Below are 21,177 nucleotides of genomic sequence, written 5' to 3' on the forward strand. Positions count from 1 at the left end.
ATACATTAAAAAACATATTTAAAAATAAATACAACCAACCGTTTTAGACTATTAAAACAGCTGATTGTATTTATATCAAATTATTCCTTAATTATACGTTTTGTTACAACGCCCGCCTCTGTTGTTATCTCCACAAAGTACAAAGCATTACTCAATGTTGAAACCGGAACCTCAACAGTACTATCATTGGTATTTTTAGTAGTTAGCACCTTTCTTCCTTGAATATCATACACTGCAGTATTCACAATGGCCGAATTAGGTGAAACTACATACAAGACATTCTGTGCTGGATTTGGATATACTGAAACGGCATCTAAAGCAATATCGTTTGTTCCTAGTATTTGGTTTTGGAATACTACTTTAAAACGTTCGCTATAGGTTGCTTCTCCACTTTGGAAGGTATAATCGCCTTCAGATAAATTGGTCACACTTCCTGTTAACGTGTCGATTAAATACACTGTCGCAGTTTCAATGTGCAATCCGTCCACATCTTGAAGCGATATACGGTAGTTTTGCGATTCTTTTACTTGTGTAGAGAAACTCAATCCTACTGAAGCTTCCACTTCAAAAGCACTTAATGCGTTAATCGCAAGTTCTTCTCCTGTTGCTAATTCAGAATACAGTGACACTGGAGTAGCCAAACGTTTGATATCTGCGTTCGCTTCAAAAGTAGCTGTGGTGTTTTCAGAAAAACCAATTAAAGTAGTACTTCCTAGTCCGTAGCTATCGTTGTACACATTAATCCACAAACGATCTCTTTCCGAAGCCATTGGTCTTCTATAGGTATCATTGGGCCCAGTAACGCGCATCGCATTGTTAAACGTAGCTGTTATTCCTGCGGAAGCTGCTTTCACTCCAAACCCTTGTCCGGAAGCAATAATACTATTTGGTGTTGTTCCTCCGTTTGCTGCTGGAATTCCTCCCATCACTTCGCTATACATGGAGATATCTCCCATGCTAAAGTTGGCAGGGTTATAACCAGGATATGTTAACGATAAAGGTGTAATATGTTCCCAGAAATACAATACATCAATCGCAGTATTGGCAGCATCTGCATAAAAAGCATCTGCATCAATTGCGGAAGCATACGGATTGGATAGTATGTTCGGACTTGAATTCTGATCGGTGTGATATACTAATGGATAGGCAATAACTCCATTGTTTAAAGTTCCTTGTGTGTAATTGTGTGTAAAACTTCCGCTTCCCGTAGTATTGGGTTGTGGAAATACCATGTAACCTTCTGCAGGAGCTAATCCTCCTGTATGCGTTAACCAGTTATTTCCATTGTCATCTGCAAAGTTTTCAGCAGAAGGAAAAGCAGCAGCAACATCAGGATTTGGAACAAAGTTGGCCGTATTGTGATGTCTTACAATATACGCCGTATTGTACACGTCTTCTCTCGTTTCCGAAGTCATAGGACTTCCCATGATCATAAATGTTTTTTCAGCTAATGTTGGTGTTATTTTTTCAACAGTGATAGATCCGTTATTGCTGACGATTGCCGAATCATCTCCTTGTACCACACTACCTTCATGTTGAATCATTAGGCTTGAACCTGCATCAACCGTTATATTTCCATCTACTTTCATATACTCACCTGCACCAACAGTTATAATTGCATTGTTGGTAATTTCACAAACACAAGCATCTATATCTGCTACAGAAGTACTATAATTGTTAGAGAAAATTGCTTTTTTAGTACTGTTTGGAGTTCCATTATCCCAAGAACCTGTAAATACAGTGGTTGGACCAACAACAGTAACTGTTGCGTCACAAGTAGATATCCCACCATTACCATCATCTGCAGTAATTGTTACTGTAACATCTCCAATATCTTTACAGGTAAAATCTGTTTTGTTTACAGATAATGTCACTGGATTCCCGCAATTATCAACAATACTTCCTGTGTTACTAGGAACATATGCTACATAATCTGAAGATCCATCAGGCAAACTCCAATTTGCTAAATTCCTACCTGTTGTTGGTGTCGCAGCGGTTCCAGTAGCATTTTCAATTCCTTGAGTGCGACTTGTCCCTCCATTTGTAGCTTTAGAGGTATGAATTTCAATTCGTTGAGAACCTTCGAACAACTGCAACTGACTTGTAACTTCGTAAGCTGATGGTGGAGAAGCAGTATATAAGGGTACATCAATAAAATCTACAATCAATTTTCTGTTAGGAGCTATTCCTATGGTTTCATATTTAATAGTACCACTTTGGTTTGGACTTAAGTCATCCCAAACTAATGCAATCATGTTATTGGGTGCTCCTCCATCTGCTAAAGCTGTTGGCGTATAAGAGACTGCTCCCGAGGTTCCATCATTATCAAATGATATGAAACCATTTGAAGCGATATAAAAATTTGAATAGGTTGTTCCGTAAAAATCAAAATCAAACCCAATAGGTAAAAGACTACTACCGGCATCATCTCCTAAGCTAAGTGTAGTCCCTGTAATTGTTTCAGGAGAAAAAGTTCCACTTGTATCTAATGTATATGAAGTTGTATCGTACTCTAAGTTAGAAACAACGTCTGAGGCTGTAATAGAAATATCACCTCCTCCATCTAATGTGACGCTTATATCTTTACAAATTAAAACGGGAAGACCATCTGTAACTTCTATAGTATCGGTATCTGAAGCAGAACCTGCTCCACAAGCTCTTGTATACGTAATCGTATGCGTCCCTACTCCTGCTACAGTTGGATCGAAAGTAAACGTTGTTCCATTTCCGTCGTCAGTAACACCTAGTCCACTATACACGCCTCCTGTTGCAGTACCACCACTCAATGTTGTTGTTCCAGAAGTAACACATGTGGTACTAGCTGAAAGGGTTAATGAAGGTGCTCCTCCAGAGTAAACGGCCCCGACCCCTACTGCATGCCAAGCATCTGTTATTGTTACCAATTCTTGAGAACAATCTCCATACAAAACTGTAGCCGATTGAATTGAAAAATCCCTTGCATCAGCATAGGTTGAGTTCGCTCCTAAATAATTATCTAATACATCATACGCAATTGTAGATGCTTTTGTCATTCCTATTCCTGTTACATTGTAAGTATCAGCAACATCATTTGTTCCACTTCCACCAACTGTTACTAAATAGAACCAATGGTTAAGCACTCCAGAATTGGTATGTACACCGCAGTAATCATTGGCATCTGATGGAGTACCACAATTTGGATTTATCCAATACGTTCCTCCATAGGTATCTGGTTGCCCTTGTGATTTTGGATTACTCATTGAACGCAATGAAGCAGAACCATTTCTCATTATCTCTTCTCCAATAGCCCAAACATTGGCATCCGGATTAGCATCTGTTCCTGTTCCTTTGGCAAAATGTTCAATAGCAGCACCCCAAATATCTGAAAAACCTTCATTCATTCCTCCAGATTCTCTTTGATACGCTAAATTGGCAGTATATTCTGTAACCCCATGTCCTAATTCATGTGCTGCTACATCAAGACACGTTAATGCGTCAAACAACCCACTTCCAGGGTTTGAATTTCCCGATCCGTCTCCATAAGACATTGTATTATAATACCAAAAAGCATTGTCATAATCTGTATCTACATGAACATAACTTCTTATTTGCGATCCAGCTCCATCATAACTATCTCTTCCATGTTCAGCATTCCAATAATCATATACCATCATAGCTCCCCAGTGTGCATCTAATGCTGCATCATCTTTATTGGCATTATGAAACTCCCCAGCTGTCCAGTTATTATCGGTATCTAAAAATTCTGTATAATTCGCGATATATGGCGGCACCCCATTTCCTGGTCCTTGATTATAAGCGTTTCTAGTATAAATTTGATTTGCATCGTAATTCAAACTATAATTCGCACCTTCATTTCTTGTTTCAATAGTTCTAGTTCCACTATATCGCGTTGCTGCGGTTGCTGCCACTAGCGATTCTGTAGTATTTTGACGCGGTTCTTCTTCACAAGTTGCTATTGCAACCTTTTCATAACTACTTCCGTCATGACCAATTGTGTCATAATGTTTAACTCGGTTGTTAAAGAAAAGAGCTTCCCCTGAATTTGCATCCATATATAAATCACCCCCACCCATTGGCACTAATGTGAATATTTCAAATTTATAGGCTAATTTCAAAATCGTATCATCACCATAAAATGTGGGTAAAATAACCAACTCACCTACAGGCTTTTCATATCCAAGTTCTTCAGCAGATGCAGCGTCTTCCCATAAATATGTTGTTGCGCCTGTATGTTCAATTGCTAAATTGAAAGCTTCATTGGCACTTAAACTAGGATTGCTATTAAAAGAATTGTCTATTCGGTATAATTCAGAACTAATTGATGTTACAAGTCCATTCTGAGTATGTAGTGTGGAAATTCCTCCTTCCACTTTAATATCCTTAAAAAACTGTTGGTGCTTTTCGTGCACATAATCTCCTTTTCCTTTATTTACTTTAACTTTTGTAAACCTATTTTCAGAAGAAAGATGAAAGATTTCTTTAAAAATCTGTTTTGAATTTTTAGTACTGTACTGCTGTGATGCATCTAAAATAACGAGACTCGGAACCGTTTGTGTGATTCCTTCATGAATTGTTGGTTTAGCACCTTTTTTTTGAGAAAATAAATTTCCGGTAGATAGTAATAATATAAAAACAAATAATATTCTATAAGTTTTACGGGGGTTAAACTGTGTCATACGAAATATGTTATAATAATGTTAAAAATCAAATATAACATTTTATCGCAATAAAACACCCTTTCATCGATATTTTGTTGGATTTCAGCTAATAAAAAACCGTTTCATACAATATGAAACGGTTTTTTTATTAATCTAATTAATCTACTTATTCTTTAACAATACGTTTTGTTATCATTCCACTTTCCGTAGTAATTTCTACAAAATACAATGCATTAGATAAGGAAGAAATATCTAGTTGTTTGTTTGCTTCGGAAGAAAAATCAATTGTTTGTAACGCTCTTCCTCTTACATCGTATACTGTTGCACTTTGCACCAAAACTTTAGGTGAAACAATATATAAGATATTCTGCGTCGGATTTGGATATACTGAAACGGAATCTAAATCAACAGTATTAGTATTTAGTATTTGATCTTGGAACACTACTTTAAATCGCTCGCTATACGTTCCCTCTGCACTTTGGAAAGTATAATCTCCTTCAGATAAGTTGGTCACGGTTCCAATTAAGGTATCAATTAAGTACACAGTAGCGGTTTCAATATGCAATCCGTCTACATCTTGAAGTGAAATACGATACTCTTGTAACTCTTTCACTTGCGTAGAAAAACTAAGTCCTACCGATGCTTCAATTTCAAAAGTACTTAAGGCATTAATCGCAAGTTCTTCTCCTGTTGCTAATTCAGAATACAAAGATACAGGTGTTGCCAAACGTTTGATGTCTGCATTGGCTTCAAAAGCATTTGTAGTGTTTTCAGAAAAACCAATTAAAGTCGTACTTCCAAGTCCGTAGCTATCATTATACACATTAATCCACAAACGATCTCTTTCCGAAGCGTTTGGTCTTCTATACGTATCATTGGGTCCCGTAATACGCATGGCATTGTTAAACGTCGCGTTAATTCCTGCGGAGGCTGCTTTTACTGCAAATCCTTGTCCGGAAGAAATAATACTACTTGGCGTTGCTCCTCCATTTGCTGCCGGAATTCCGCCCATCACTTCACTATACATCGAGATGTCGCCCATGCTAAAGTTTGCTGTGTTATACCCAGGATAACTTACTGCAAGTGGCGTAATATGCTCCCAGAAATACAATACATCTATTGCCGTATTGGCCGGATCTGCATAAAATGCATCTGCATCAATCGCTGAAGCATACGGGTTCGAAATCATATTCGGACTTGAGTTTTGATCGGTATGGTAGGTTAACGGGAATGTAACGACTCCATTAGTTAGAGTTCCTTGTGTGTAATCATTTGTAAACACGCCACTTCCTGTTGAATTTGGTTGTGGAAAAACCATATATCCTTCAGCAGGGTTTAATCCTCCTGTATGTGTTAACCAGTTATCACCATTATCATCTGCAAAGTTTTCAGTAGCAGGAAAAGCAGCTCCAACATCAGGATTTGGAATAAAATTATTGGTGTTGTGGTGTCTTACAATATATGCATCCCCATAAACGCCTTCTCTAGTTTCTGCAGTCATTGGACTTCCCATAATCATAAAACTTTTTTCAGCCAATGGGGGGGTCACCATTCGTACTGTAATAGTTCCGTCATTTGTTGCTGAAGCAGCATCGTCTACTTGTACAAAACTACCTCTATTGGTGATAAATAAATGTGTTCCAGCATTTACCGTCAAATCTCCATCAATTTTTACATACGTATCGGAGGCAATTGAAAGATCCGCATTCATTTCGCAAGCACAAGCATCTATGTTTCCACTTACACTTGTGATGTAAGGAGAATTAATAATAGCTTTTCTTCCTGCTGTAGGTGCGACATCCCACGTTCCATCCCACGTTGACGTTGGTCCCACAATGGTAACATTGTAAGCGCATGTACCTATATCACCTGCACCATTATCTACTTCGATGGTCACATTTGTAACTCCAATATCATTACAAGTAAACTCCATTTGACTTACATTAGGTAGTAAAGTATTACCACACGTATTACTAATTGTTGCAGAAGCCCCTTCTAAATTAGTAGCTCCATCAGAGTTATTGTCAACTTGACTCCATAATGAGGAAGCAAACTGTCCAGAAAAACCTGGTGAAAAATTGGTGACCGTTCCTGTTGCAGCACCAAAAGTATTATCTACTGTATAGGTTGTAAAACCAAAAACATCGTTAGCGCTTAAACTTAATGCTACTGTTCCACTTTGAGTAGTACCACTAGTACCACTTAAAGCGGTATAGGTTCCATTTAGCGTATATCCAAACGAATCATATTGAGCTCCATCTGTAGTTTCATACAACCAATCAAACGAAATATTCTCATTTTGAGTAAGTGTAACTTGTAGAGATGTTGTCCCTGATCCTCCAGAACCATTATTTCCACCTACAATAGTAGCAGATTGGGCCGCAAAAGGGTCAAAAAATACAGAACCTGAACCGTCCAATGTTAATGTTACATCTTGGCAAGTTATTACTGAGATTCCATTAGTAACTTCAATATCATCAGTTGCAATTGAAGGACCACAGCTGCTTGCAGCATCGTAACTAATGGTATGAATTCCAATACCAGCAACATTAGGATCGAAAGTATATGTAAGTCCATTTCCATCGTCTGTAACACCTGTACCAGAATATATCCCTCCTGTAGGTGTACCTCCTCCAAATGTTTGTGGTCCTTGAGTAACACATACTTGTTCAGCGGTATCTATGTTTGTGGTTACTGAATCAAAAGCTTCCGTACCATCAGTTTTACTACCTGTAGACCCTTGGGAAGCAGAAACCCCTAATCCTCTCCTAGCAAATGCATCCCAAATTAAACATTGGTTTGCACCTCCGTATATGGCAAGATCTGCAGCTAAAATAGCATCACGACCGTCTATAAATCCAGGACTACAGGGTTGTAATTTCAATCCTTCAATAACCAAAGCTAATGCTTGAATATTACCCGCATCTTGCGCTACATTACCTGTAAAATTATACACATTTGCATCTATTCCATGCGCAGCGATTAAATCCCAGGTCATTTCCCAAAGCATCATTGCCCATACAGAACCAACCCCATGCGGTGCCACTTCTGTTTTTATAGAATCGTACGTATAAGTATTTGTATCAGTGTCATATCGCTGTGTTCTAATTCCAGCTCCAGAAGCAGTTTGTCCAATTAACCATGTTCCCATTCCTCTTGGGTCGGTTCCTAGATCACCCGGTTCAATGGTAAGTATCAATCCAAAAAAGTCACTCCAACCTTCTCCCATTTGTTCTACATTGTTTAAGCAACCTGTTGCAGCTGCACCTCCTGTGAGTCTGTTAGAGATTCCATGACCATATTCATGGGCAATTACACCATTGTCGAAATCGCCATCTCTATCACCCGTTGCACCACCATATTCACAGATATACATTTGCATTGTTGGGTTATTTCCATCTGATGGAGTACCAAAAAATGCATTACATTGTCCTGTTTTTTGTCCTTCACCAATTACCGAATCACTTCCAATTCCACCATTTCCATAATTATTTTCTTGAAAGTTTCCTGAAGCTTCATCAAAACCATATTCATACATCACATCATGCACGATATTAGCCATATAAAACATATTGGTAAGTGCTGCATTTTCCTGACTCAACGCTGTTTGAGATAGATCTAATGTAAAATTAAAATTTAATCCTGATCCTCCATCTGCTCTATTCCCAGTAGTAAAACCAAAGGCATCTATATTATTCCCCACAGTAGTCGTAAATTCTGCTCCGGCAACTCCATTGGTATCATGCCATCCAAAAGGAGATCCTGTTCCATCTTGATCTGGATTATTAACAATACTTCTAGTACCATGATTCGGACTTTCTAACGGAATCGGAAATACATTATAAGACCCTGCCATTAAAGGACTACTCTCTTCTTGTTTACTTTTAGTAACAACTTCATTTAAAGGTCCAATAAACTCATGACTAGAATGGTCATGACTCAAACTACATTGTGAAATTAAATTTTGTTTGCTTAAAATTGTACCGTTACTCGCATCTACTTGAAAGTTCCACCAATCCTCAGGACTTGTAACATCATCGATAGCAAACTCCCATGCTAATTTAATTTCACTGCGATTTATTTTTTGATATACCAATTTTACAGGAATATCTGTTCGAGAAATACCCGCATGATTGTAAATTGCTTTTTGGTTTGTACCACCGAGGTCATCTTTTTGTATAAGAGAAGAAATAGTGTATCCCATTTTTTGTGCTACGGAATTTATGGCTTGCTCTGCAGTAAGTGTTACGGAAGCATTTGTTACCCTATCAAGACTATTATCTAAAAAATTATTGTGAACTGCCATCACGTTACCTGAAGCATCTATATGAATGTCAGATTCAGTGCCATTTACTTCAATTCCATTTATTAATTGCCGTAAATAAACATGACGTATTCCACTTGTAGAACTAACATGTTCTGAAGTAATTATAAAATTGGAGGTGACTCCTGTTTTTACTAATTTCTCTAAAAATTCTGTGCTTGAAACACTTTCGTTTTTTGAACTTCTTTGAATTTGTGCACTTAATTGAAGACTAATGCAACACACTACAAATAGGCTAAAGAGCGCCTTTTGTTTAACTAACCCTTTAAAGGTAACGTACAATTCTTTCATGACATTGTGAGATTTAAAATAAGATAAAAAATGTAATTATTTCAGGGAAGAACCTTATGAAAGATAGTTAGGTATGTTACAATGCTAATATAATTAAAAAAAACATATTTATACGATGATTCATTATTTTATACAACACATATTATTGATAATAAGCGATTTAAAAACAAAAACGTCACTTCTACAAACAGAAATGACGCCTTTTAAAAAATTGTAAATACGAATTACTATTCTTTTACAATACGTTTTGTAACCGTTCCACTTTCCGTAGTAATCTCTACAAAGTACAATGCATTAGATAGTGAAGAAATATCTAGTTGTTTGTTTGCTTCGGAAGAAAAATCAATTGTTTGTAACTGTCTTCCTCTAATATCATACACTGTGGCACTATGTACCAATACCCTTGGCGAAACAATATATAAGATATTTTGCGTCGGATTTGGATATACTGAAACGGAATCTAAATCAACATCGTTGGCTCCTAACACTTGTGGCTGAAACACCACTTTGAAGCGTTTGTGATACACAGCCTCTCCGCTTTGGAAGGTGTAGTCGCCCTCAGACAAGTTGGTGATGCTTCCTGTAAGACTATCTATTAGATAAACGGTAGCCGCATCCAAATTCACACCGTCCAAGTTGTCGATCGAAATTCGATAGTTTTGTGGTTCCTTCACCTGCGTGGTAAAGCTCAAATAGAAAGCATCTTCTACTTCAAAAGAACCTCTTGCATTTACCACTAACTCTTCTCCTGTTTCTAATTCAGAATACAAAGAAACCGGGGTTGGCAGTCGATAAACGTCTTCAGAATCTATAAACCCATCTGAAGTAGTTTCAGTAAAACCAATCAAAGCAGTACTTCCTAAACCGTAGGTGTCATTATAAACTTTTAACCAAAGACGATCTCTTTCAACAGAAATTGATCTTCTATAGGTGTCATTAGGTCCTGTAACACGCATGGAATTATTAAACTGTGCGATTCCGCCGGCCGTAGGCTTCACTCCAAATCCTTGCCCAGAAGCAATAAACTGAGTTGGCGCTGTTCCTCCACTAGCTGCTGGTACACCTCCGCCTAAAGATTCACTATACAAAGAAATATCCGCCATACTATAATTAGTGTCATTATACCCCGGATAGGTGGTAGATAAAGGCGTATTGTGTTCCCAGAAATATACCACATTAATATTGGCATTCGTAGGGTGGTTGAAGAACAATTCGGCCTCAATCGCCGAAGGATACGGATTTGCTAGCATATTAGGACTCCCATTCTGAGTGCCATTATACCCTAGGTTAAAATTAATTACTCCATTATTTAATGTTCCCTGTGTATAAAAATGGGTATACGAACCACTCGATGCTCCGTCGGGTTGCGGGAAGACCATATAACCTTCACCTGGATTTAATGTACTGGTATGTGTTAACCAGTTGTTTCCATTATCATCTGCCCAGTTATTAATTCCTCCGGAAACTAACTCAACATCTGGATTAGGTACAAAATTATCCGTATCATGATGTCTTACTATATAACTGTTTTCATAAACACCTTCTCTAGTTTCCGAAGTCATAGGACTTCCCATAATCATAAAACTTTTTTCTGCTAATGTTGGTGTAATTTTCTGAACATTAATTGTTCCATTATTTATCACCAACGCTTCATCGTCAACTTGAACAAAACTTCCGGTATTGGCTATATACAACTGAGAACCTCCATTCACCGTTAGGTTTCCTTCCAATTTCACATAATTGTCGTTAGCAATAGAAAGGTTTGCATTCATTTCACAAGCACAAGCATCTATATTTCCAGTTACACTTGTAATATAGTTAGAATTTATAATTGCTTTTCTTTCCGCAGTAGGGCTTACATCCCAACTACCATCATAGGTAGAAGTTGGCCCGACTACAGTAACGGTTGCATCACAAGTAGCAATACCGCCATTTCCATTATCGGCCGTAACTGTTACAACAACATCTCCTATATCCTTACAAGTAAATTCTGATTGACTGAAACTAATTGTAATAGGGTTTCCACAAATATCCGGAAAATCCTGCATAGTAGGTCTGTATACTGCAAATGCCTCATTTGCTGCTGTCCAAGTAGTTAGATTTTTCCCCACCAAGCCTAATCCTTGGTCGCCTGCTGCGTTTTCAATACCCGCAGTTCTCGTACCGCCGTTGTTTTGGACATCAGTATAATGAATTTCAATTCTATTCGTTTGTTCGTGCAGTTGAATCTGGAAAGTTACTGTTGACGCAGAATTATAAATTGGCACATTTACAAAGTCGACCAAAAGTTTTCTATTGGGTGCAGCACCAATTGTTTGGTATTGAATTGTTCCACCAGCACTGGGATTAAGATCATCCCAGACTCCTGCAATCATTCCATTAGGTTCAGTTGTCGTTGGAAGTACTGTTCCAGAACGAGAAGCTTCACCTGTCATACCTGTTCCAAGGAACGAAATCCATCCGTTTGAAGCAATATAAAAATTTGAATAGGTTGTTCCATAAAATTCAAAATCAAAATCTATAGGCAATGCTGTAGTCCCATTGTCATCCGATAAAGTTACAGAGGTTCCTGTATTTGCTATCGGTGAAAAGGGTATCGTTTCTTCAATATAAGCTGTCTCAACCGGAAGGTTTGCTAAGACATCTGAATTAATGATTGACGCATTCCCAGAACCATCAAGAGTAACGGTTGCATTTTGACAAACTAACGTTGGAACACTCTCATCAACAACTCTAAAAGTGGTGACACTCACTAGACTACTTGAGCAACTCTCCATTAATTCGTAAGTTATTGATGCTGTACCAGCACCTGCAACTGCAGGATCGAAGGTATAAGTAACACCATTTCCATCGTCTGTAACACCATCGCCAGAATACGTACCTCCTTCAGGAAATCCGCCTCCTAAACCAGTTTGTATCCCCGAATCAATACATATTTCATCTGTTGTTGTTGAAAATCCAACACCACAATATACCTTCACGTTCCGAAAGAAAGAAGTTCCGTCATTATAATAGCTTAATGAATTTATACCTGTATAAAGTTCTTCATCACTATCGGCACTAAAAAATATTTTATTTATTGTTCCTACAAAGTCAGTTCCAATGGGAATGCTATAATGCACCCATTCTCCAGTATTAGGATAGGTATTATAGGTGGTGCTTGTGGTAGCGTTTGGTGTTTCAGCTCTACCATGTATCATATATTGAAAGGTTGCAGGCAGTTGATTATCGGTATCGAACCCTATGTAATGGGCTTCCCCTTCAATAGTACTTTTAAAGTCGAATTCTAATACGGTAGTCGGCAAAACCTTGTATGCAAAATCTACGGCTTTCCAACCATTGTTAGTCACGTACAATGTAGCACCATTGTCATATATATCTGCTAGTCCAAAATCTTCTGAGGCATCATAGGCTGAATTTTCAGAAGTATTAAAATTAATAATGGGATGGTCAGGGTCACACGCATCTGGTATTCCTGGAAATGCATCCAAATCTACGTCTGGTAAACCCGCACATTGATCAAGCGAATCACACACTCCATCGTTATCACTATCATTCCCTGCATCATTTGGACATATATCACAAGCATTTGGGATGTTATCACCATCGCTATCTGGCCCGGTGGTACATCCATAAATAGTTGCCAAAACATTATCAGTTTGCCATAGTTCATTTCGTTGGGCGATTGGTGAGTTTAAAGCAGCCTCCATACGTAACCGTTGACCATCAGTAAACATTGCATAAAATGGGGCCGTATAATCCATCATATTTGTAAGATTATCTTTTGTGCCACAGGTATAAATAGCTCCAGGACCAGGATAATCATCAAAATCTTGATAAGAATTCCCATCGGTATTTGGAGTATCCAATACATCATCATCGAAATCGCAAGATTGGTTTGACAATGACCAAATATGACTGAGGTTAAGCCAATGTCCAACTTCGTGTGATAAATTATGATACCAAGTTTGATAACAGGAATCGTGTTCGCCGAAAGCCCAAAATTGCATGACGTGACCGTCAATTTCCGGATCTGTGTCTACCATCCACGGGAAGGTTGCAAATCCAGAGTAGCTTCCATCACTAAAGGCATCTACTACATAGATGTTAAAATAGTTTTCTCTAGGCCAGTTATAAAGTCTTCGCATACCTTCTAATTGACCTGCAGCACCGTAAGTTGCGTCATTATTGAAGGTAACTCCTGATGTTGGGTTTCCATTAGGATCATAATTAGCCAATACGAATTTGATTTTCTTATTATTGAAAGCTCCTCTAACGTTCACAAATTCTTGATCGATTAATGGATCGTATGCAGATTTTCCACTAAAGAATCTATTCAGCATTTCTATCGTTCGCTCCACATTTAATTGGGTAATAGTACTCGCTCCTCCTCCATTTTCAACGATATGTACAACAACTGGAATGATATAATCTGTTCCAATTATTAAATCGCTCGTATTTTCTCTTCTCTGAAATTCATCTTGAAAATTACGCGCAAACTGATTTGCCTGATTTTTCAATTGATCGATTTGTTGTTTCTCTAATGTATTTGCATTCTCATAAATTCGTTGCATTTCAATATCCTGATAACACATATTTTGTGAAAGTGCATCGGGCATCGAAAAAATAAATAGCGTGAGAAATAGTAAAAGGGTACTTATAAGTTTCATAATATATTGGTTAGTAGTTGGTTTTAAAGATAATTTATTCTAATCATTCCGAAAATTCTAAGTTGAGTGCTTAAACGAATAAATAGTATTTTGACCGAGAATATTAAAAGAAAGTTAATTCGTAAAACCAACTGCTGTGGATTATAACTAAAAAAGTCCGTTTCATAAAATAATGAAACGGACCTTTCATCTATTAAGTTACACTATTTCCTCTTTTATAACACGTATCGTTTTCTGTTATAATCGCTACAAAGTATATTGCCAGTGTGACTTGGGAAATATCAATTTGACAATTGGTTTTATTTCTGAAATCTACTTCGGAAACTTTTCTACCTCTGAAATTATATATGTATTATCATTGCTATCCTTCGCTTTCAATTCCACACAGATTTTTCCGAAGAAATAGATTTAGTCAAAATAGCTTTTAGGGTTTAAAATTAATTACTCTTTAGTATCCGTTTAACAAACCGTCCTTGATCACTGTCTATAATCACTTCATAAGGAGCTGCTTCAAGTACCGATATATCGACAACGCTCTCAATGCCCATATCCTTCAGGTCAATTGTTTTAATTAACCTTCCATTAAGATCTACTATCATCATTTTACCTAATGGTATCGCGTTTGGATTATCTACAATTATATATTCATTTGCTGGATTTGGATGTAAAACAATACTCGAGATATCAAAATCAAAATCTCCCACACCTAAGATACTATCTACAGTTAATTCGAACGTACAGCTTCCTATATTTCCATATTCATCTTCGGCTGTAAGTGTAATTGTATGAATACCATCTGGCAATAATGTTCCTACCGCCGGGCTCTGTGTAGTAATCACAATCGGATCTGTACAATTGTCAATAGCCGTAGCTTCACCCAAAGCGAAATAATCTGGCAATTCATAGAACAAGTTTCCAGGACCTGGATCTACCGTTTGATCGGCAGGACAAGTCAGGACTGGTTCTAAGAAATCTACTACAGTTACAATCGCATTACAAGATTCTAAATTTCCATTGTTATCTACGGCAAATACGATTACCATTACTGGGGTTCCAATATCACTACAGTCGAAGTTTTCAATGTCAACTGCTGTTGTATTGACTCCACAAGCATCATCGACACTAGCTATTACATCTGCAGCGCTAATCATTGCTGTACCATCGGCTCCTAATTCTAATGTGATATCCATACATACCAAGGTTGGTACAATATTGTCCTCTACAGTGACCACAGCTGTACAACTTGCACTGTTTCCGCTTGCATCCGTTATTGTGAGTACAACATTATTAGGACCTATATTAGAGCAATCGAAAGTATCGATATCCAGAACAGAACTAACAATTCCACAAGAATCGGTACTTCCACCATCCACATCCATTGGTGTAATAGTCACAGTACCTGTTGCATCCAATTGCACGGTAATGTCCATACATGCTACATTAGGCATTGTTACATCTTCAACCGTTACTACAGCTATACAGGTCGAAACGTTTCCGTTTACATCGGTCAATGTGAGCGTTACGTTATTTGGTCCAAGATCACTACAATCAAAGGTTGTCTGAGAGGCCGTTGTAGTGGCAATTCCGCAGTTATCATTAGAACCACCATCAATATCGGAAGCAACAATTATTGCATTTCCACTGGCGTCTAGTTGAATAGTAATATCCTGACATACTGCAACCGAAGGCACATTATCGATAACAGTGATTGTGAAACTACACATAGTGCTATTTCCGTTTATATCGGTAGCAGTATATTCGACAGTACTAATTCCAATTGGGAATAAACTTCCACTAATTAAGCCGCCAGATTGCACAACACTTAGTACACCACAGTTATCGATTGCGATAGCATCGTTAAAGTTCACGAACGCGCCACATTGATCGATAGCTGAATTAACCGTTATGCTCAAAGGACAAGCCATTACAGGCGCTTTATTGTCTTCGACTGTAATCACAGTAGTACACGTATCCATCTGACCATTACCACCTAGTACCGTCCAAACAACTGTGGTGTTTCCGATAGGAAGAACAGTGCCGGCAAGAGTAGCCGTTGCATTTAAATCGTTGCTAATACTGCCACTTGTGCAATTATCTGTAAAAGTTGCGTCAAACTCAGTTCCTACAACAGTATAGTTACAAACACCAGCATCCGTATCTCGAGTACCGTCTGCGATGCAAGTAATAACGGGTGCTATGTTATCTTCAACAGTAACGATAGCGGTACAGTTTGCTGTGTTTCCGAAGATATCAGTAACAGTTAACACTACGTTATTGGGACCTACATTTGAACAATCAAATGTATTAATATCAATACTTAAGCTAGCAAAGTCACAACCCATAGGTGTACCTCCATCCACATTGGCTGGAGTAATTATTATGGGTGTTCCATTGGCATCCAATTGTAACGTAATATCCATGCAGATAGGTGCAGCGACAAATCCTGGATTAAAGGCTAATACCACATCATTTCCATCGCCGCCTGTATAGCTTATTCTCCAGAGTTCGCCGTTAAATGGAATGTCGGTTCCTTCAGCGGCACCTGCAAACTCTCCTATAATAGCATCTACGGCATCATTATTAATAATAGTTATTTCATCGCAGAGATCGCCAGTTTCCGAAGTGTTATCTACTAAGGTTAAAGTAGCTCCTGTAACATCCACTACTCCATTAACTACAACTTGATCATAATCTGAACCAGGCGTAGTAATGCCATCTATTTTTACTTCCAACGAGCCACTAGTTAAGTCAAAATCACCGTTTATAGTGGCTTGACCAATACTAATTTCGGTATAGTCTCCAGGGCTAATCATCCCATTAATAAGTGTAGTAGAAGCCTCAAATATTGCAGTAGCTGGAATCCCTTCTGGAGTATTTATAGACCCTACAGCAGTAGTTGCTGTAATAGTACCGCCAGCAATTATGGGAACATTTGCGCTAAATACCATTATTCCTGGGTACGTAGCGCTTGATGAAGTACCATCTAATAATACATTACCGTTCGTAGCTTCAATTATACTTTCAATAAAGTCTATTCCCTCATTAAAGTCACCTGTTGTATCGGTTGATTCACCCGTTATTTGAATGTCACCATTTGTAGTAACTATGGTAGAGGAGAAACTAGCTATCCCCATGGCTTGTTCACCTCCAGCAGTTCCGCCTGTTCCATTTAAGAAAATAGTTCCGTCTTGGGTTGTTATTGAAGCGTCAACAAAATACAAACCTGCGGCAGTACTTCCTGATCCAGAACCACCTGCACCTGTAATACTAACGCCACCTCCATTGGATGATACAATAGCGTTTGAAATAAGGGCTACCCCTATTTCATTTCCTGACCCAGGTCCTGAACCACCTGTTCCATCCAAAGATATGGCGCCTGTATTACTTAGATCTGTTATTGTAGCTCCATTTACTCTTATTCCAGTGTTTAAATTACCACCTCCATTACCAGCAATACCAGTCATTGAAATTCCTCCTCCATTTGAGGTAACCGAACTAGTTGTTCCGTCTATGAAAACTCCGAAGTTACCACTAAAGGCGTTTGCACCGGTTCCATTTAAGCTTATGGCTCCATCGCCTGAGGCAGCAATGGTTGCTCCAGCTTCTAGGACAACACCTGAATTTTGATTAGCAACAGCGCCAGCACCTCCAAAACCGTTAAACGTAATGGCTCCATTATTTGATAAAACCCTAGGTGTTCCTCCTTCCAATAAAATACCAATATTTTCTTGAAAACCACTAGCTCCTGTACCTGTAAAAGATATGTCGCCATCTCCAGTACTTTGAACTAAACCATTATCAAAAATAGTAATCCCGTGACTTTCATTATTGGTTCCATTTCCTTGACCCATGATTGTAATGTCCGCATCAAGAGATCTTACAATTCCTAGATTTAGAACTCCAATATTAAATAGGTTATTCCCATTACCAGCTTGGCCGTCAATTAAAATTGAGCCCGCGCCAGCACCTGTTCCAGTGCTTTCAATTAAAGCTGTATTATTGATAGTAACACCTTGGTTATTATTAGCAGTTCCATTTCCAACCCCTGTAATGGAGATAGCTCCATCTAAAGTTTGTATAGTTCCTAAAATATGTACTCCTGAATTTTCCTGAATACCCGCACCAGCAGTTCCATTAAGTACAATAGCACCATTAGCGGTGTCTTCGATTGTTACAGTATCAAAAATTAGAATCCCAGTGGCATCTATAGTACCCATGCCTCCTTGTCCTATAATGGAAGTACCTCCTCCCATTGTTGTAATGGAAGTGTCTCCTAAAAAAACTCCTCGATTATTTTGCACGCCAGCTGCTCCTGTACCATTTATAGCTATAGTGCCCATTGATGTTGTAGTCTCTAAATTAGCTCCAAAACTAATAACTACACCAATGTTAAAATTACCTGTTCCATCACCTGCTGTTCCAATTAAATTTATAGCGCCTTCTGAAACTGATAAACTTGCATCATTGAAAACAGTAATTCCATAACCCGCGTCTACACCATTTCCTCCTAAACCAGTAATGTCCATATTTTCAGGTCCAGAAATTTGTAAAGAAGCATTAAAACCAATAGATACTCCTACTTGAAAGTCGCCACTACCACTTCCTGCGGTTCCATTTAAAGTAATACTACCATCTGCTACAGAAATAGCAGCAGTTTGTATTCCAATACCATAACTAGATTCTGTACCAATTCCTCCTTGCCCTATAACATCTAGAGATCCATCCCCAGTTAATTGTATAGGGTTCAATCCATCAATAACTACTCCAGTATTAAAGACATCTGTTCCACTTCCGCCTGTCCCATTTAATATAATATCACCATCTTCAGAGCGAAGTATGGCTGCATTTTCTGTATTGTCGTTTATTCGTATACCACTCATTCGGTCCAGTCCAGAGGCTGCACCGGTACCTGTAATGTTTATCTCTCCTGTAGTTGTTTCCACTAAAGAAGTTCCTATAACGTAAACACCTATAGTTTTACTACTTGCCCCATCATTACTAGCAGTTCCCGTAAGTGTAATACTTCCTGTGGTAGCAGTTAGGTTTCCATCTTCTAGTAATATTCCATTATAAATGTCTCCAATAACTGGAGAAGTTCCGGCCAGCATGGTAATAGCACCATCTGTAATAGATACTGTTGCGTTGTTATTGACAATTGTGTTTCTTTCTGAAGTTAAATCTATATTTCCTGTCGTGCTAATGTCTTGACTAATGTTAAGAATGCCTGTTGTTACTGTAAGGTCTCCTGAATCTATAGCTGTTGGATTTAGTAGAAAATTGACAGTATCGTCATTACCGCTATTTACTGTTAAGTTTGCATCAAAACCAGCACCAACTCCTTCGATATTTATATTATCTGCTCCTGGGCCACCGCCAACTTCTGTGTTGATGGTTAGACTGTTTGTTGGATTGTTAAAATCTACGCTTTCACCTAAGGTAGAGTCTATTTGATTGTCTAAAGTGCCTCCAGCGTCTAATGTTATAGTCTCTGCACCGCCTGTAAAATTGAAAATACGGTTTGCTACATCTAAATTATCTATAATGGGTTCTAAACCTGTGTAGGTGATTGTATTATTTCCAGCGATATTAATACTCCCATTATTTTCAGTAACAAATGTATGTATTACCGTAGAAAATTCACCTCCAGGACTTACTCCTGTTAAGCTCATCGCATCGCCTATTGTTTGTGTTCCGCCGTTATAATTAATACTATCTGTAAAGTTTCCGCCGGAAAAATCTACCGTTAATACATCATCACCCGCTAGCGTGTTTACTTGTATGTCTCCCGTTACTGATGCGATAGGGACGAGAATTTCGTCACCATCTTGTGTAGTACCTAGACCAGCAAAAATATCGTTGTTGGCATCAGAGATGCGATAGTTTGCACCGTCTACAACAATTTGTACAGCATCATCACGACCATCATCTACATCTCTAATTATAAGATTGTTAGACGCATCTATAAATACAGTGGGTAAAGTACAAGCCATTAAAGGATCACTTATAATAATATAAGTTTCACAAAAGTCACTGTTCCCAAATTCGTCGGTTGCTATAAGATTTAGAATATTTAATCCTAAATTACTACAATCAAATGTTGACTGACTCAAGGATAAAGTTACGATACCGCCACAATTATCGGTAGTGGGAATAGCCTCTAAATCTAATGGAGAAATGGTAAGCATTCCTGTTGCATCCAGGTCATAAGCTAGGCCATTAATACAAATTGGGGCTGGGGAAATATTATCTTCTACGGTAACTATTGCCAAACAAGTAGCTGTATTTCCATCGTTGTCTGTCACTGTTAATGTTACATTGTTACTACCTAAATTGGTGCAGTCAAACATATTTGGAGAAGCATCTAACGATGCTATGCCTCTATTATCTGTAGAACCTCCATCAATAGCTGCACCTGTGATGGTTACCATTCCATTAGTATTTAATTGTACCGTAATATTCTGGCATACTGCCGTTGGCGGCGTTGTATCTGGGGGTACTGCCAATAACTCTGAAACTCCGTATATTGGATTAGTAAAAATGTTTTTATTTGAACTTGTACTGTCAATCCAGCCACTACCTGTTTCAAATGAGGAGCCTTCCCGGACCTGTGTATTTGCATTATTACTAACGGGTAAAAGAATACTCCCATCACTATCACTACCTGTCCAAATAAACCCACGATTAAATACGGTCCCATTAGGTCTTCTATTAATTTGAGTAGCTATTGTGCCGTCAAACAAATCGCTTTGATTGGTTGCAATTTGCCCACCTACAACGGTGTAGATTGGAGCTAAAGTATTTGCAGTAAAAAGAGAAGTGGTTTGCTCTGTTATTGTTCCGCCAGCATTTTCGTGATTTATAAAGGCAGACCAATTTACTCCATTATCAGTACCAATACTGGCAAAATTAGCTTCAGAATTAATAACATCATTGTAGGCTACAATAGAAGGGTTGTTACCACTGTAAAACCCATTTGAAATAAACATGACATAAAACTCATCCCCTGTATTAAGGTTAGGGGGTACCAGTGTTTCAGGAGCCATGGCTTGACCATAGGTATTTCCTGTATGTGCAACTACAATTAGTAATAAAGTAAGTATAAGTTTTTTCATAACTAAAAATTTTAATTGGTTAGTTTATTGATACATTCATTAATGTAGCTAGTTAATGCGATAATGCTAAAGTAGGGAGTGAACAGGAAGTTGTCAACCACATATTAATGTGGTTTTTATGC

The 21,177-nt window shown here is 38.1% G+C and carries 5 protein-coding genes; all 5 read right to left on the reverse strand.

The window, feature by feature from the left end:
* Window positions 1-80 precede the first annotated feature (80 nt).
* The 5 genes from BLQ00_RS10010 to BLQ00_RS10025 all read right to left on the reverse strand — a co-directional run bounded on the left by BLQ00_RS10010 (window position 81) and on the right by BLQ00_RS10025 (window position 21,055).
* A complete protein-coding gene (locus BLQ00_RS10010; RefSeq protein ID WP_093143868.1) occupies window positions 81-4,676 on the reverse strand; it encodes a M4 family metallopeptidase in 4,596 nt (1,531 codons plus the stop codon).
* A gap of 148 nt (window positions 4,677-4,824) precedes the next feature.
* The gene (locus BLQ00_RS10015) at window positions 4,825-9,273 is read right to left on the reverse strand and encodes a M36 family metallopeptidase (protein ID WP_093143871.1); all 4,449 of its coding nucleotides are present in this window, start codon (window positions 9,271-9,273) and stop codon (window positions 4,825-4,827) included.
* 227 nt (window positions 9,274-9,500) lie between these two features.
* On the reverse strand, window positions 9,501-13,943 hold the full coding sequence (locus BLQ00_RS10020) for a M43 family zinc metalloprotease (RefSeq protein WP_093143874.1): 4,443 nt from the start codon (window positions 13,941-13,943) through the stop codon (window positions 9,501-9,503).
* Between the two features lie 193 nt (window positions 13,944-14,136).
* Window positions 14,137-14,292 carry a hypothetical protein gene (locus BLQ00_RS17925; RefSeq protein ID WP_373287759.1) on the reverse strand — a complete coding sequence of 52 codons (156 nt, stop codon included), beginning with the start codon at window positions 14,290-14,292 and terminating at the stop codon, window positions 14,137-14,139.
* An 88-nt stretch (window positions 14,293-14,380) separates the two neighbouring features.
* Window positions 14,381-21,055, reverse strand: coding sequence for an HYR domain-containing protein (locus BLQ00_RS10025; RefSeq protein ID WP_093143876.1), 6,675 nt, complete (start codon window positions 21,053-21,055; stop codon window positions 14,381-14,383).
* Window positions 21,056-21,177: the final 122 nt, after the last annotated feature.

The organism is Ulvibacter litoralis, from assembly GCF_900102055.1.
Lineage (GTDB): Bacteria > Bacteroidota > Bacteroidia > Flavobacteriales > Flavobacteriaceae > Ulvibacter > Ulvibacter litoralis.

What these genes read in the sequence shown, in the direction of transcription:
- BLQ00_RS10010 (WP_093143868.1), bottom strand. Translation starts at nt 4,676, where the DNA reads ATGACACAGTTTAACCCCCGTAAAACTTATAGAATATTATTTGTTTTT.
- BLQ00_RS10025 (WP_093143876.1), bottom strand. Translation starts at nt 21,055, where the DNA reads ATGAAAAAACTTATACTTACTTTATTACTAATTGTAGTTGCACATACA.
- BLQ00_RS10015 (WP_093143871.1), bottom strand. Translation starts at nt 9,273, where the DNA reads ATGAAAGAATTGTACGTTACCTTTAAAGGGTTAGTTAAACAAAAGGCG.
- BLQ00_RS10020 (WP_093143874.1), bottom strand. Translation starts at nt 13,943, where the DNA reads ATGAAACTTATAAGTACCCTTTTACTATTTCTCACGCTATTTATTTTT.